Here is a 13,925-nt window from a genome sequence, read left to right as displayed (position 1 = left end):
CTAAATGCGGCCTAATGGGTATATAGCGATTCTTGACTTAGCCCACTAGATACGCAAATTGCGGCCTTGTGCAAAGCCTTTTACATTTCTATTGTGTGGAGCATTTTGTGCCGTTTAGCATCATTAGGAACCGATCAGTATCTCTGATTGCTTTGGGATTGCGGATAATTGGAACTGTGCCACGGCTTGGGCGAGCATTTGTGTCGCCGAACCTTGGACTTCTACTGGAGCTTGACCCAAAAATGCCAGTGCTGCATTAAGGCTCTTTTGGGGATGTTGCTTATCGATAGCCTGTGCATGATTTTGTTTTGAAAGCTTAAACCCAGGATTCAGGCAAGCGAGGGGCAAATGTAGCCATTCGGGAGCCGTTAAGCCAAAGGTTTGATACAAGCTTAATTGGCGACAGCTTGCCTCAATTAAATCGCAGCCACGCACCACTTCAGTAATGCCCTGATAGGCATCGTCGAGCACAACCGCGAGTTGATAGGCATATAAGCCATCGCTACGCTTGATGATAAAATCCTCCGCCGCAAAATGTGCATCGACACAGATTTTCCCCATTAAATTATCATTAAATTCGGCCACTTGAGCGCGGTTCACAATGCGTACCGCCCCCGATGAATGTGGTTTAGACAATTGATAGCAGCGGGCATCATAAACACCGCCCATAGCGTGAATGTGTTTGCGACTGCATTGGCAGAAATAGGCGTCATTGTGAGTGAGCAGATGGTCAATTTGCGCTTGATAGGCCTCAGTGCGTTGGCTCTGGTATAGCGGCGAGTCGTCCCACTCAAATCCATAGGCCTCTAAAGTACGTAAAATATCAGCTGCCGCACCTTTGATTTCCCGCGGTGGATCGATATCTTCGATACGAATTAACCACTTTCCCTTTTGCGAGCGGGCACGTAAATAACTGCCAAGGGCCGCAATAAGCGAACCAAAATGCAACGCACCTGAAGGCGAAGGCGCAAAGCGGCCGACGTAGGGCTTACTGGATAAAGAAAGCGTCAATGGATTTGCCATAGCATCAAGACTGAGTTTGAAAGTCGCACCGACAAAAGTGGACGTATTTTAGGGCATAATAAGATAAAAGCGAATGACAGAATAAAATGAAGTGAGTTTTACTCGAACGAGTTTGATTAACTCATTTGAAGAAACAATTAGGCGGGGAAATCCCCGCCTTGTTCAGCTCAGCCGATTAACCAGCCATTTGCTTTTCTTTAATCTCTGCAAGCGTTTTACAGTCGATACATTGGTCGGCTGTTGGGCGCGCTTCGAGACGGCGAATGCCGATTTCGATACCGCAAGAATCACAGAAGCCGAAATCGTCTTCTTCAATTTTTTGCAGTGTCTTTTCGATTTTCTTGATCAGCTTACGTTCTCTATCGCGAGCACGAAGTTCGAGACTGAACTCTTCTTCCTGCGCCGCACGGTCTACAGGATCAGGAAAGTTTGCTGCTTCATCCTGCATGTGACTTAGAGTACGGTCGACCTCTTCACGCAACTGATTGCGCCAAGCTTCAAGAATAGTCTTGAAGTGACCCAGTTGCTTAGCGTTCATATACTCCTCACCCGGCTTTTCCTGGTAGGGACTTACACCTGCGATAGCTAGTACGCCAAGTTTTTTGGTGCCTTCAGGCATAACGCATCTCCTGTAATCATTTGCGTTTGTAGGGCGTCCTTAAGAACGGCCGCTATCTATATCAGAATCTTTACATCGAGGCAAATTTTTCAACTCGTCTTGAATGAATTTTATGATTCAATTCGCTAATTGAAATGAATTTCAATTTTACCGACCGTTAACATCATACTCGGACTACACAGGCTTGGGCTAGACGTATCTCAGTCGGTGAGATTTCACAGCGATACGCCAACACTTCAACTCCAGCTAAAACCGACATTTTCAGTAACTTAGCATATTCAGGGTCAATGTGTGCCGCGGGGGCAACGCTGAATATTTCTGAGTGTTGTACCACAAATAACAGTACAGCGCGGTGACCAAGGCTTGCCATATACATCAATTCACGCAAATGTTTTTGGCCACGTAAACTCACCGCATCGGGGAAAAATCCTTGCCCATCTTCGAGCAAAGTACAACTTTTGACCTCTATATAGCAGTCTGGTTTTTGAGCACCTTGGAGCAAGATATCAATGCGGCTGTTTTCATCGCCGTACTTCACCTCACGGCTTAAACTCTCGTAACCCGTTAGTTCTTTGATGATGCCGCTATTTATCGCTTCTTCGGCTAGGGCATTTGCATTACCCGAATGTATGCCAATGAGACCGCCGTCTGATGTACTCATTAACTCCCAAGTGTATGCATATTTACGTTTAGGGTTAGCGGAGGTTGAAAACCACACGGTTTCATCGGGAAAGAGACAATTGCGCATTGAGCCTGTGTTAGGGCAATGGATCGTTATCTCACTGCCATCGGCGAGCTTTATATCAGCAAGAAAGCGCTTATAGCGTTTAAGTAATCTGCCCTGCTGCAAGGCTGGTTCGAAGTGCATGCTGCTACCTGTATTGAGAACAATCTGGCGGCAAGACTAGCAAATTTCGCAAATGTTTACAGATTTTACCCAGCTAACTTCGGCCAATCGCTTTTAGTCGCTGGCCGCTAGCAGTAAACTGCCGCCATACAAGTTGTTCCGATTGTGCTAAAACGAATCGAAAAAATAAGGATCCCTAATGAGTGAACTAAAAATGACTGAATTGATGAGAGTGCAATTAACCAAAGAAGCGCCAGCCGCCCACTGGGGCAAAGCCGATGTGACTTTTACCGCCGATGGCGCGCAAATTCATTTAGCGGGTGGCGATGAGTTGCGTCAAATTCAAATGGCGGCACGTAAGCTGCGCAATCAAGGCATTAGTAGCGTTGTATTAGCTGGGCAACTTTGGGATCTAAATAGCCAGTGGGTGTTTGCCCAAGGTTTCGCGACGGCAAAAACAGGTTATCAAATTCAATGGTGTGGTGATGAGTCTGTGCAAGTCGAATTGCAACGTCGACTCGATGTAGCGACCTTTGCCCGTCAACTGATCAACGATACCCCTGAAAATTTATCCCCAGTTAAATTAGCTCAACAAGCGGCTAAATGGTTAGCCAGCATTGGCGGTGACAAGGTGAGCTACCGCATTATCGAAGGTGAAGCCTTGCTTGAAGAGCAATGGATAGGTATCCATGCAGTGGGCCGTGGCAGTGAGCGCCCCCCGGCGATGTTAGCGTTAGATTTTAACCCATTAGCCGCCGATGCCCCGGTTTCTGTGGCGCTCGTGGGTAAAGGCATTACCTTTGATTCTGGTGGCTACAGCATTAAGGCTTCCGAAGGCATGTTAGGGATGAAATGCGATATGGGCGGTGCGGCAACTGTGACTGCAGCGCTCGGTTTAGCAATCAAGTCTGGCCTCAACAAACGGGTTAAATTGTTCTTATGTTGTGCCGAAAACTTGATCAGCGGCCGGGCTTATAAGTTAGGCGATATCCTAACCTACAAAAATGGCGTGACAGTTGAAGTGGTGAACACAGATGCGGAAGGACGCCTAGTGTTGGCCGATGGTCTACAAGCCGCTTCTGCGACAGGCGCGCCTTTTATTATCGATGCTGCGACCCTTACAGGCGCAGCTGTGATGGCTGTTGGTTCTAACTACAATGCGATTTTCTCGCCGCAGGCTGATGTGTTGCAACTTGCCCAGCAAAAAGCCACCAGCGTGGCCGAGCGCGTATGGCCATTACCACTCGATCCTTGGCACAAAGAAATGTGCCCATCGGCCTACGCCGATACGGCCAACAGTCGCCCTGTGAAAGGTGGCGGAGCCGGTGGAGCCTCCAATGCCGCTGGCTTCCTGTGGCGTTTTGTGTCACCCGAAGCTAAATGGTTGCATGTTGACTTAGCCGGTGCCTTTGAAGATTCGGCTTCTGCCATGTGGGGCGCAGGTGCAACGACCCACGGCGTATTGACTATTAGTGAGTTGATTAAAGCCTAAGCCCTAGCCTAAGTTAGTCCGGGCCTAAGTTAGTCAGTATCGCCACCGCAGATCCATTAAGATTCTGTCGCCTTACTTAAAACCGCCTTAGGGCGGTTTTTTATTGGATAAGACGCTAAGGTAAGAGTTTGCTTGGTGATTCAGTGGCTTCATGGCATGTTATGGCTGAGATGTTTTATCGGGAAACTTGATGATAACTATACGAAAAGCAACTAAAAATGATGCGCAGGCCTGCTGGGATATTCGCAATGCGGCCATTAATAAAGGCTGCGCCGGATTTTATGATGCTGGCGATCTGCTGATTTGGACCGCAGGCGAACTGACCGAGAAATTTAGCCGTATCGTCGATGCGCATTTTTATGTGGCCGAGCTAGTTACTGAGGAGTCTCAGGATAAAAAGGTTGTTGGTACGGCCATGCTGGATGCTCCTTATGCCCAGTTAGACGCTCTATTTGTCTCCCCCGATGCCATGGGACTTGGTGTAGGTAAGGCACTGCTTAAGTTTATTGAGACTATGGCCTTTAATCAGGGGCTTGCCCAACTCAGATTAGAGTCAACCCTTAATGCGGTAGCGTTTTATCGTAGCTGCGGTTTTGGTGGTGAAGGTTTAGAAGAGGAATCCGTTTACTGTTCACCTAGAGGGATCGCCCTCGATTGTATGGTGATGTATAAAAATCTAGGACGGCCTTCGGCCTGCTAGGAACTAGAGCGTTGCTTCGCAACTACTAGGACGCTTCGCTGCTAGAACCTAGAACCTAGAACCTAGAACCTAGAACCTAGAACCTAGAACCTAGAACCTAGAACCTAGAACCTAGAACCTAGAACCTAGAACCTAGAACCTAGAACCTAGAACCAAGGGAATCGACAGATCAAGCATGGATGTGGAATTAACTCTGAAGACTTAATGTTTAAGATGAGGTTGCTGACATACTCAAGGAATCGACAGATCAAGCATGGAGGCGGAATTAACTTGCAAGTCTTAAAGAGAGGTTGCTGGCATACTCAAGGGAATTAACAGATCAAGATGGGGGAATTAACTCCCAAGAGTATGCCAACTATCGTTCTTTCGCCTGAAATCCCGATGCGTGCAAGGTTAGCTTCTATGGCTTAAATCAATCTTAATCCATTGCAAAAAAAAGACTTTATTTAATCCGCCTTTAGTCGAATTGCATGAAAGGCTACTGATTTTTTAGTTAGCTTGAGGGCTATTAAGTTGTTGGCGCTTTTCCATTAAGTCTTTAATTAAGGGCGTAAGAATAAGCTCCATAGCTAGGGACATTTTACCGCCGGGCACGACTAAGGTATTAACCCGTGACATAAATGCGCCTTGGATCATGCTCAGGTAATAAGGGAAATCGACATTATTAATGTCGCGGAAACGGATCACGACAAAGCTCTCATCTAAGCTTGGAATATCTTTGGCGCTGAATGGGTTAGAGGTATCAACCGTGGGTACTCGCTGAAAATTAATGTGGGTGCGAGAGAACTGTGGCGTCATATGCTTAATATAATCATCCATACTGCGCACAATCGAGCCCATTACCTTTTCACGGCTATGACCGCGTTCCGAAGTATCGCGAATTATTTTTTGGATCCACTCTAAGTTGACAATTGGCACCATGCCGATAAGCAAATCGACATGTTGGGCGACGTTGGTATCTGACGTGACGACGCCACCGTGTAGGCCTTCGTAGTAAAGCATATCGGTATTTTCAGGTAGCGGGCGCCATTGGGTAAAAGTGCCGGGCATTTGATTAAAGGGCACGGCCTCGTCGAAGGTGTGTAGATAGCTGCGGGTTTCCCCTTGCCCTGTTGCACTGTAGTCACTGAAACATTGCTCTAACCTAGCGAAATTATTGGCCTCAGGGCCAAAGTAGCTCAGGTTGCGATTCTCTGCTTGGGATTTACGGATCATCACTTCCATTTCGGCGCGGGTAAAATGGTGAAAACTATCCCCTTCTACAAAGGCTGCGTTGATCCCGAGTTGGCGAAAAATATGGCTAAAGGCGGTGGTCGTTGTGGTGGTTCCTGCGCCGGATGAGCCTGTAACTGCAATAATAGGATGTTTTGCTGACATTTTTTCTACCTAGCTAGGAACCAAAAGAGCCGCTTATGGGTAAGCGATAAAACCACGAGTTCTATTTATACGGTACTGGGGTAGGACTGGTCAATCTTGCCGTTTCGCTATTTGATCTGCTGGGCGTATCGCGAAAGACTCGTCATCTTCGCTATATTCCAATAGCAGTTTTCCCTGCTTAAGCGCTTGTTGACACTGGGCTATTGCTAAGGACATTTCCTGTTCATCGAGACTGGCAAAACTGCCATCTTCGACTTGACCAAACAGGTATTCGCGGACAAGATTTGCCAGTGTTTCCTTAGGGAGCTGTAAAAGTACATCATAGGGAATGAGCATCATTATTTCCTTGTTCAATGTTGCCAAATAGGTGTTCGTCGAATACGGCGTCGCCACGTAAAAAATCTAAAATTCGACGTTCGAGGTAGAAGCGTGGTTTCCATGGTGTGCCGCCTTCGATAAAACCAACATGGCCTCCATAGGAATGCAGCTCGTATTCGACATGCTCAGATATTTGGCTTGGATGTGGGATCACATCGTCAGTCATAAAGGGATCATCCTTGGCATGAATAATCAGTGTGGGTTTAGTGATGCGATTAACAAAGGGTAAGCCACTAGCGCGGATATAGTAATCGTCAACGCCACTAAAACCATGCAGTGGCGCCGTGACTTTATCGTCGAAGTCATAAAAAGTGTTAAGCTGCTCGACTTGCAATCGGCTTAATGGCAGAGTGTTTGCCAAATCAGGATCGGCTAGCTTATGGTTTATTTTCTTTTGTAACTGCTTGATAAGGTAGCTTTGATAAACCTTTGAGAAGCCATTTTCTAGGCGTTTAGCGCAGGCTGATAATTGCAAGGGGGCTGAGACAACCACGGCCCGTGTTAATAGGCTGCTTTCTTGATATTCGCCTTGGTACTTAGTGAGTACGTTACCACCTAAACTGTAACCTACTGCTAATAACGGGGATTGCGGATACGCATGTTTTAGTGTCGATAGGCTAAACTGCAGATCGTCCGTGTCGCCACTGTGGTAACTGCGAGCGAGGCGGTTGGCTTCTCCCGAGCAACTTCTGTGGTGGTGCACAACGGCTGAGAGTTGTTGTTCTTTACAGCTCAGCAGTATGCGCCTCGCATAATGGGATGCCGCGCTGCCCTCTAATCCATGGATGATCACGACTATTGGTTTACCCTGTTGCGGGAAATCCTGCCAATCTAAATCGATAAAGTCGCCATCGGGCAATTCGATACGCTGTCTTGTTAGGGTCGGTTTGGCGACTTTAGTCAATACTGGCAGAATCGTTTGTATATGTGGACTCTTGGCCCACCAAGGTGGCATAAAAGAATTTGGCATGAGAGTTTATCTAGGCATCGCTATTGCTGAAAATTAAAACGTGTGTTTAATTTAGATTCGCGCTTAGTGTAACACAATTGTTTTTTATGCCGATATTTAGGCTGGTATTCAGGTTGATATTTAGGAGATAGCGATGAAGCGACGTACCTTTTTGCTTAGCGCGTTTGCAGGTACGGCGGCGTTAGCCTTAGGGGTTAATCTCTATTCTCCAGAACTCAGTTTACCCGATGATAGTGAAGGTAAAGATTATCGTTTGCTATTTAGCGTACTCTTACCTGTGATGCTCGATGGGGCACTACCCGATGTGGCGACTCACAAGTTAGTGGCTCAAAATCGAACCTTAGACGCTATAAAACAGTCGATTGCTGTGCTGCCATCCGAGCAGCAAATTGAGTTGTTTGAATTACTGGATATGCTTGAGAATCGGCTTGGATTGCTCCTATTAACCTCGAGTATGACCCCACTATTAATGCGTTCCCCTGCCGAACTAACTGAGATGCTAGAAAGCTGGCGCCATAGTTATTTTTCACTACTACAGACGGCTTATTTAGGATTACGGGAATTAGTGATGGCAAGTTACTACGCTTGCCCTGAGCATTGGAGTCGCCTGCATTATGCCAAGCCAGAGCTGTTCAAATAGCGAGTCCGTTTAACAGAATCAAGCGCCGAATAATAAAAACCTTAGCCGCGACAGTGGAGCACCCAAGTTGGCAATCATAGATCCCATAGTGAATGGTTTAAACTCGGGTTGGCAGCATATAGATGCTAGCCAATTACAAAAAAACCAACAATTTGAAGCCGATGTGATCATTGTTGGCACGGGTGCGGGTGGCGGTGTTGCCGCCGAAATTCTGACTCAAGCAGGGCTGAGTGTCATCATGGTTGAGGCGGGGCCACTTAAATCTTCTAGCGATTTTGACATGGAGGAGCGAGTCGCTTATCCCAATTTGTATCAACAAGCTGCGGCAATGAAAACCGCCGACAAAGGGGTGAGTATTTTTCAAGGCCGCGCCGTGGGTGGTTCGACAACGGTAAATTGGACGACCTCAATCCGCACTCCGACAGAGACTTTAGCTTTTTGGGAGCAAAATAAGTCCGCGGTAGGATTAACGCGGGAAAGCTTAGATCCTTGGTTTGAGCAAATGGAGCAGCGCCTAAATATCCACCAATGGAATTATGAGCCCAATCGCAATAATGCGGCCTTGAAGCAAGGCTGTATCAATCTTGGCTGGGATCACACCGTTATTAAGCGCAATGTTGCTGGTTGTTGGAATACGGGCTATTGCGGCATGGGCTGCCCAGTCAATGCAAAGCAATCTATGTTAGTCACCACAATCCCTGCGGCGCTCGATAAAGGTGCTCAGCTGGTGAGTCGCGCAAAAGTCGTTAAGATTGAACATCATAATGGTCAAGTATTTGCGTTGAAAGCACAGGCGCTGGATGTCAACTTAAGGCCAACCGCCATTGAGCTATTATTTAAGGCTAAACATTATATTTTGAGTGCAGGAGCCATTCATACTCCGACACTCTTGATGCGTTCTCAAGTGCCCGATCCCCACAAGCTTTTGGGTAAACGTACTTTTTTACATCCAACCCTCTTTTCTGGCGGTGTGTTTGCCGACGCGATTAATGCTCACAGTGGTGCGCCGCAATCAATTTATTCCGATGAGTTTTTGTGGAAAAATGGTGCCGAGGGGGAGCTCGGTTATAAACTTGAAGTGCCACCAGTGCATCCAGTATTAATTGCTTCTAAAACCTTAGGTTATGGCATAAGTCATGCTGAATTAATGTCACAATTTAATCAATTGCAAGTGACTATAGCCCTAGTGCGGGATGGTTATCACCCCGAGAGTCAGGGTGGTGAAGTGCATTTAACGTCAACAGGTTTTGCCTTAGATTATCCACTGACCGATGTTTTTTGGCGCTCTGCAAGACGCGCCTTTGCCAGCATGGCTGAGCTTCAATTTTCGGCGGGTGCCTTAAAAGTGTTGCCGATCAGCGATGGCATGCCCTATTTATCCTCATGGAAAGCCGCCAAAGAAAGCATTGCCCAGATGTCGCTCGCCCCGCTACGTACCGTTGTGGCATCGGCCCATGTGATGGGGGGCTGTCCCTTAGGGGAAGATAAAAAACTTGCCATGGTCGACAGTTATGGGCAGTCACATTATTTAGAGAATTTGTCGGTAATGGACGGTTCTATCTTCCCGACTAGCCTTGGCGCTAACCCACAATTGTCGATTTATGGCATTACGGCGCGCAATGCCACTAAACTTGCTGAGAGGCTCGCCGAAAAACTCACAGCTGGGGATAAGGTATAGGTACATATGACTAAAGAATATCGATTAGAAGGTGGTTGCCTGTGCGGTGCGATTCGCTATCGGCTCGATGGTGAACCCTTCGATGCGGATTATTGCCACTGCCGCATGTGTCAAAAGAGTACGGGTTCAGTGTTTGGCGCTTGGATGGATTTTAAGGTTGCTCAAGTCACATGGCTTAATGGTGTGGTGACTGAATTTGTATCATCTGAGTTTGTCAGGCGTGGCTTTTGCGGCAAATGCGGTGCTTCGCTAACCTACAGGCATACTCAATATCCTGATTATTTAACGTTAACAATAGCGAGCTTAGATGATCCGAATCGCATCAGGCCACATTACCATATTTATACTGATAGTCAGGTCAGTTGGTTGACTATTGAGGATAACTGTAAAAGGTATCCCCAAGGTCGAAGCACCTAGCTTAGTGATGATGGATTGGTCTAAGCGTAGAAAGTTAAGGTGTGAGTAGATCTAACTGTTTCACATCGGCTTCGCCTAGTCCGAATAAGCTTAGGTAACTGACTAGGTTGGTGCGTAACCCGTTAGGAGTAAGCCCTTTTAGAGTACGAGTTATGGCGCGCTGTGCTTTACGTTCCATCATCAGCTCAACATCAAGCATCTGCTTATATTCATCTTTATTAAGACTTGCTTTGGCAAGGCGACGTAAACGGCGATAGGGAGACAGAAATTTTTCATCCCATTCCCCTACAGCGGCAGCCAATGTTTGCCACTGCTCAGTGCTATATTGCCTCGACCCCGTAGCATCGAGAGCCATATCTAAGTATTGCGCTAGTAGCAGTAAGTTAACATTCACTTGGCAGCTATCCTGCAATTCGAGACACAGGGCTTTGTTGTGCCCATAACTCATATAACACCAATCCCAAATCTGGCTGTCTAGTCTAGGTGGGTTCTGCATACACTGTCCTTGTACATTTGGGTTAGCGACCATAGTTAGTGATACCTACTGGTTTATCACTTCGAGCTCCATTGCATCTATCTCTTCTTGCAACTCGAGCCATTGCATTTCACTTTCTTCTAGGGTTTGCGTCAAGCTCGTTCGCTCGGTTAATACCGAGGTTAGCTTGGCTTTGTTATCTTGGTCATACAATTCACTATCGGCGAGCAAGTGTTCGAGTTCGGCGAGGCGTTCGCTTAGCTTCTGTTGCTCGGTTTCTAATTTAGTCTGCTTACGCTTTAGCGGCGATACCTTTTGGCGGATCTCTGCTTCGAGGCGTTTTTGTATCTTCTTATCAGCCGCTGGTTTGGTTTCATCGCTATTGCTCGTTTGGTAGGTAGTGGCTTTCGCCGCATCTAACAACCACTGATGGTAGTCGTCTAAATCACCATCAAAGGCGCGCACTTCACCTTGATCGACCAGATAGTAGTCGCTACAGGTTAACCGCAGTAAATGGCGATCATGGGATACCACAACCATTGCACCTTCAAAGGTTTGCAATGCCATTGTTAGGGCGTGGCGCATCTCTAAGTCTAAGTGGTTGGTCGGTTCATCGAGTAGTAATAGGTTAGGGCGCTGCCAAACCAATAGCGCTAGCACCAAACGGGCTTTCTCACCACCGGAAAAGGGTCGTACCGGAGAGAGCGCCATATCGCCGTTAAAGCCAAAACCGCCTAAGAAGTTGCGTAATTCTTGCTCTCTGGCATTGGGTGCCAGACGTACTAAATGCTGCATCGGCGTGTCGTCGAGGCGCAAAAATTCGATTTGATGCTGGGCAAAGTAGCCGATATTGACGCCAGGGTTAGGTTCATACAAACCTGTCATTGGCGACAATTGGCCCGATAACAGCTTGATTAACGTCGATTTACCCGCGCCGTTACGGCCCAGCAAACCAATACGCGCACCCGGTACTAAGTTTAAATGCACCTTGCTAAGGATGGGCTTATCGCCATAGCCGATCGCGACTTGTTCCATTTTAATCAGCGGGTTCGGCAAGGCTTCAGGGGCGCGAAACTCCATATAAAATGGGCTGTCAGCTTGAGATGGCAACAGTTCCGTCATGCGCTCTAGCGCCTTTAAGCGGCTCTGCGCTTGTTTGGCTTTACTCGCCTTATACCGGAAGCGGTCAACGAAGGACTGCATGTGCGCACGTTCTTTTTGTTGACGCTCGAAGGCAACCTGTTGCTGTGACATACGTTCGGCACGAATGCGCTCAAAGGCACTGTAATTACCTTTGTAGAAATTGAGTTTTTGGTTTTCAACGTGGACGATTTCATCAACGATTTCATCGATAAAATCCCTATCATGGCTGATTAAAATCAGCGTGCCTTGATAGGACTTAATCCAACCTTCGAGCCAGTACATGGTATCTAAATCTAAGTGGTTGGTCGGTTCGTCGAGGAGCAATAAATCAGAACGACACAGCAGCGCTTGGGCTAAGTTGAGGCGCATACGCCAGCCGCCCGAAAAGCTTTTTACTGGATTGCTTTGCTCGGCTTCACTAAAGCCTAGACCCGCTAACAATGAACCCGCACGCGAATGAATTGCATAACCACCGATAGCGTCGATTTTGCCGTGCAGGAGTGCGATGGCATTGCCGTCGTTCTCTTCTTGGGCCTGGTGTAATAGGGCTTCTAATTGACGATATTCGCTATCGCCATCGATCACGTATTCCAGTGCCGAGACGTCGAGCGCAGGGGTTTCTTGGGCCACTGTGGCAATTTGCCAGCCAGAAGGCAGACTAAATTCACCTTTATCTAGGCTTAAGTGACCTAAAATTAATGCGAGCAGTGAGGATTTGCCTGTGCCGTTAGCACCGACTAAACCGACCTTATGACCGGGATAAATCGTGAGAGAGGTCTCATCTAGCAGGGTTTTACTGCCACGGATTAATTGCGCTTGGTTGATGCTGATCATTAACTACAACTTGGTTAGAACGTAAATTCGTCAGGGCACAGATAATAGCGTACAACCCAGTTTCAAACCACAGCCTTCCCCGATAACTAGGACAATTATTCGACTTTTCAGGATGATCTTTAGCGAATCGCACCACATCGACCTAAGGCCTCATCCTTTCAGGTAACGCTGGTATTCAACCATCAGTGTGGCAAAATAGCGCCAATTTCTTCGGCCGAGTCCCTTGGCCCTGCTATCTGGTCCTTAATCTATTATGACAAACACTAAAATCAAAAAGCGTTTCGTAGCCGGTGCTAAGTGCCCCAAATGCAGCGCTAAAGACAGCATTTTACTCTACAAGGAAAACGGCATCGAAACCGTTGAATGCACAGAGTGTGACTATCGTGAACAGCAAACCGATGAAAAGGTCACTGAAAAAGCCACAGGTGCTGTGATCGGCGTGTTTAAACCAGACTAGGTTGAAGATTCAATTCAATTGGATCGCTTTGGCTGAGGACGCCTGTCCTATGTCTTATTAAATTTGAAACAAATTTTGCGCCAGCTCGCACTACCCATATTGGCGGCGTTGTGGCAAGGAGGCATCTGTGAAGATATTTATCTCATTAGTTGTGTTAATAGTTGGCATCATCCTGATAGTCTATTTTAGTGGCAGAACTCAAGTTTATATGTTGTATAAAATGCACTCTCTTGGTTCTGGTTTGGATGATGGTGCTACTGAGCTATTTATCAACAACAAACAACGCTACAAGCAAACCGTCTTAGATTTACTAAGCGCCGAAAATCCAGATTCATATAAAGCTCAAGCGTCGTTTATTTTTGCTGAGTTACTTTTGGAAGATCCGGACATAAACCAAAAAGTTCGTATGATCTCTGAAAGTCACCAAAATAAATACATCCGATGCTTTTGGTTCGATGTGCTATCTGGAAGATTTGAACAAGTAAAGATTGCTGGTGAAGATGGAAATAATTTTGCTGCTTATGTCATCAGGGATAAAGGTAGTAAATGTGAATAAAATAATAAAATTGAGACACCCAGGTTAAATCGCACAATTTAGCCCATCATTATCCATTTGAACCCCACCTTGTCAGTCTTTTTGCTACTAAGTGATTTTCCGTTACTTAAAGGCAAGCCTAAGTGTATTATGTTGTTTTAACTTGGGTGGCCGGATTTCTTTGCAGCCGGATTTCTTTGCAAGTGGCACAATTGGCTTAGGTGGCAGAGGTGGTATTACCTTTCCAGGTGATCCAAATTTTCATAGAAATGAAAACTAAAAGTTTTTAGTATTAACTTCAGTCTGCTAGAGTAGGCTGAAGTTAGCCGCTGTCGAGGTC

At 46.7% G+C, this 13,925-nt stretch carries 15 protein-coding genes; 7 read left to right on the top strand and 8 right to left on the bottom strand.

Features of this window, described 5'->3' with window-relative positions:
• Positions 1-123: 123 nt before the first annotated feature.
• The 3 genes from gluQRS to sfsA all read right to left on the bottom strand — a co-directional run bounded on the left by gluQRS (position 124) and on the right by sfsA (position 2,510).
• Positions 124-1,023, bottom strand: coding sequence for a tRNA glutamyl-Q(34) synthetase GluQRS (gluQRS, locus tag L2744_RS10085; RefSeq protein WP_248991788.1), 900 nt, complete (start codon positions 1,021-1,023; stop codon positions 124-126).
• Between the two features lie 175 nt (positions 1,024-1,198).
• The gene (gene dksA, locus L2744_RS10080; protein ID WP_007644947.1) at positions 1,199-1,642 is read right to left on the bottom strand and encodes an RNA polymerase-binding protein DksA; all 444 of its coding nucleotides are present in this window, start codon (positions 1,640-1,642) and stop codon (positions 1,199-1,201) included.
• Between the two features lie 163 nt (positions 1,643-1,805).
• Complete coding sequence (gene sfsA / locus L2744_RS10075; protein ID WP_248991787.1) at positions 1,806-2,510, bottom strand: DNA/RNA nuclease SfsA; 705 nt, start codon at positions 2,508-2,510, stop codon at positions 1,806-1,808.
• Positions 2,511-2,688: 178 nt separating this feature from the next.
• On the opposite strand from sfsA, the gene pepB reads away from it, so the two are divergent.
• The gene (gene pepB, locus L2744_RS10070; protein ID WP_248991786.1) at positions 2,689-3,981 is read left to right on the top strand and encodes an aminopeptidase PepB; all 1,293 of its coding nucleotides are present in this window, start codon (positions 2,689-2,691) and stop codon (positions 3,979-3,981) included.
• Positions 3,982-4,171: 190 nt separating this feature from the next.
• A complete protein-coding gene (locus tag L2744_RS10065) occupies positions 4,172-4,681 on the top strand; it encodes a GNAT family N-acetyltransferase (protein ID WP_248991785.1) in 510 nt (169 codons plus the stop codon).
• A gap of 489 nt (positions 4,682-5,170) precedes the next feature.
• On the opposite strand, the gene L2744_RS10060 is transcribed toward L2744_RS10065, so the two are convergent.
• From L2744_RS10060 to L2744_RS10050, 3 genes are all read right to left on the bottom strand, one after another.
• Positions 5,171-6,058 (bottom strand): phosphoribulokinase, encoded by an 888-nt coding sequence (locus L2744_RS10060; RefSeq protein WP_248991784.1) that lies wholly within the window; start codon positions 6,056-6,058, stop codon positions 5,171-5,173.
• Between the two features lie 90 nt (positions 6,059-6,148).
• Entirely contained in the window at positions 6,149-6,394 is a 246-nt protein-coding gene (locus L2744_RS10055; protein ID WP_011788198.1) for a YheU family protein, read from the bottom strand.
• Positions 6,378-7,406 (bottom strand): hydrolase, encoded by a 1,029-nt coding sequence (locus tag L2744_RS10050; RefSeq protein WP_248991783.1) that lies wholly within the window; start codon positions 7,404-7,406, stop codon positions 6,378-6,380. The genes L2744_RS10055 and L2744_RS10050 overlap by 17 nt, the downstream gene beginning before the upstream one ends.
• Before the next feature lie 133 nt (positions 7,407-7,539).
• Between L2744_RS10050 and L2744_RS10045 the strand changes: the two genes are divergently transcribed.
• From L2744_RS10045 to L2744_RS10035, 3 genes are all read left to right on the top strand, one after another.
• Positions 7,540-8,046 (top strand): TAT leader-containing periplasmic protein, encoded by a 507-nt coding sequence (locus L2744_RS10045; protein ID WP_248991782.1) that lies wholly within the window; start codon positions 7,540-7,542, stop codon positions 8,044-8,046.
• Positions 8,047-8,113: 67 nt separating this feature from the next.
• Entirely contained in the window at positions 8,114-9,724 is a 1,611-nt protein-coding gene (locus L2744_RS10040) for a GMC family oxidoreductase (protein ID WP_248991781.1), read from the top strand.
• 6 nt (positions 9,725-9,730) lie between these two features.
• Positions 9,731-10,141, top strand: coding sequence for a GFA family protein (locus tag L2744_RS10035; protein ID WP_248991780.1), 411 nt, complete (start codon positions 9,731-9,733; stop codon positions 10,139-10,141).
• A gap of 34 nt (positions 10,142-10,175) precedes the next feature.
• On the opposite strand, the gene L2744_RS10030 is transcribed toward L2744_RS10035, so the two are convergent.
• Positions 10,176-10,637 carry a TIGR02444 family protein gene (locus L2744_RS10030; RefSeq protein WP_248991779.1) on the bottom strand — a complete coding sequence of 154 codons (462 nt, stop codon included), beginning with the start codon at positions 10,635-10,637 and terminating at the stop codon, positions 10,176-10,178.
• Positions 10,638-10,682: 45 nt separating this feature from the next.
• Entirely contained in the window at positions 10,683-12,593 is a 1,911-nt protein-coding gene (locus L2744_RS10025) for an ABC transporter ATP-binding protein (RefSeq protein WP_248991778.1), read from the bottom strand.
• 253 nt (positions 12,594-12,846) lie between these two features.
• On the opposite strand from L2744_RS10025, the gene L2744_RS10020 reads away from it, so the two are divergent.
• Together L2744_RS10020 and L2744_RS10015 are read left to right on the top strand one after the other, a co-directional pair.
• Positions 12,847-13,050 (top strand): YheV family putative zinc ribbon protein, encoded by a 204-nt coding sequence (locus tag L2744_RS10020; protein WP_012088350.1) that lies wholly within the window; start codon positions 12,847-12,849, stop codon positions 13,048-13,050.
• A 127-nt stretch (positions 13,051-13,177) separates the two neighbouring features.
• A complete protein-coding gene (locus L2744_RS10015) occupies positions 13,178-13,606 on the top strand; it encodes a hypothetical protein (RefSeq protein WP_248991777.1) in 429 nt (142 codons plus the stop codon).
• Positions 13,607-13,925: the final 319 nt, after the last annotated feature.

It is taken from the genome of Shewanella profunda (assembly GCF_023283765.1).
Classification (GTDB): domain Bacteria; phylum Pseudomonadota; class Gammaproteobacteria; order Enterobacterales; family Shewanellaceae; genus Shewanella; species Shewanella profunda.
Note: the sequence above shows the minus strand (reverse complement) of the source record. Positions and strands in the feature narration are given on the sequence as shown.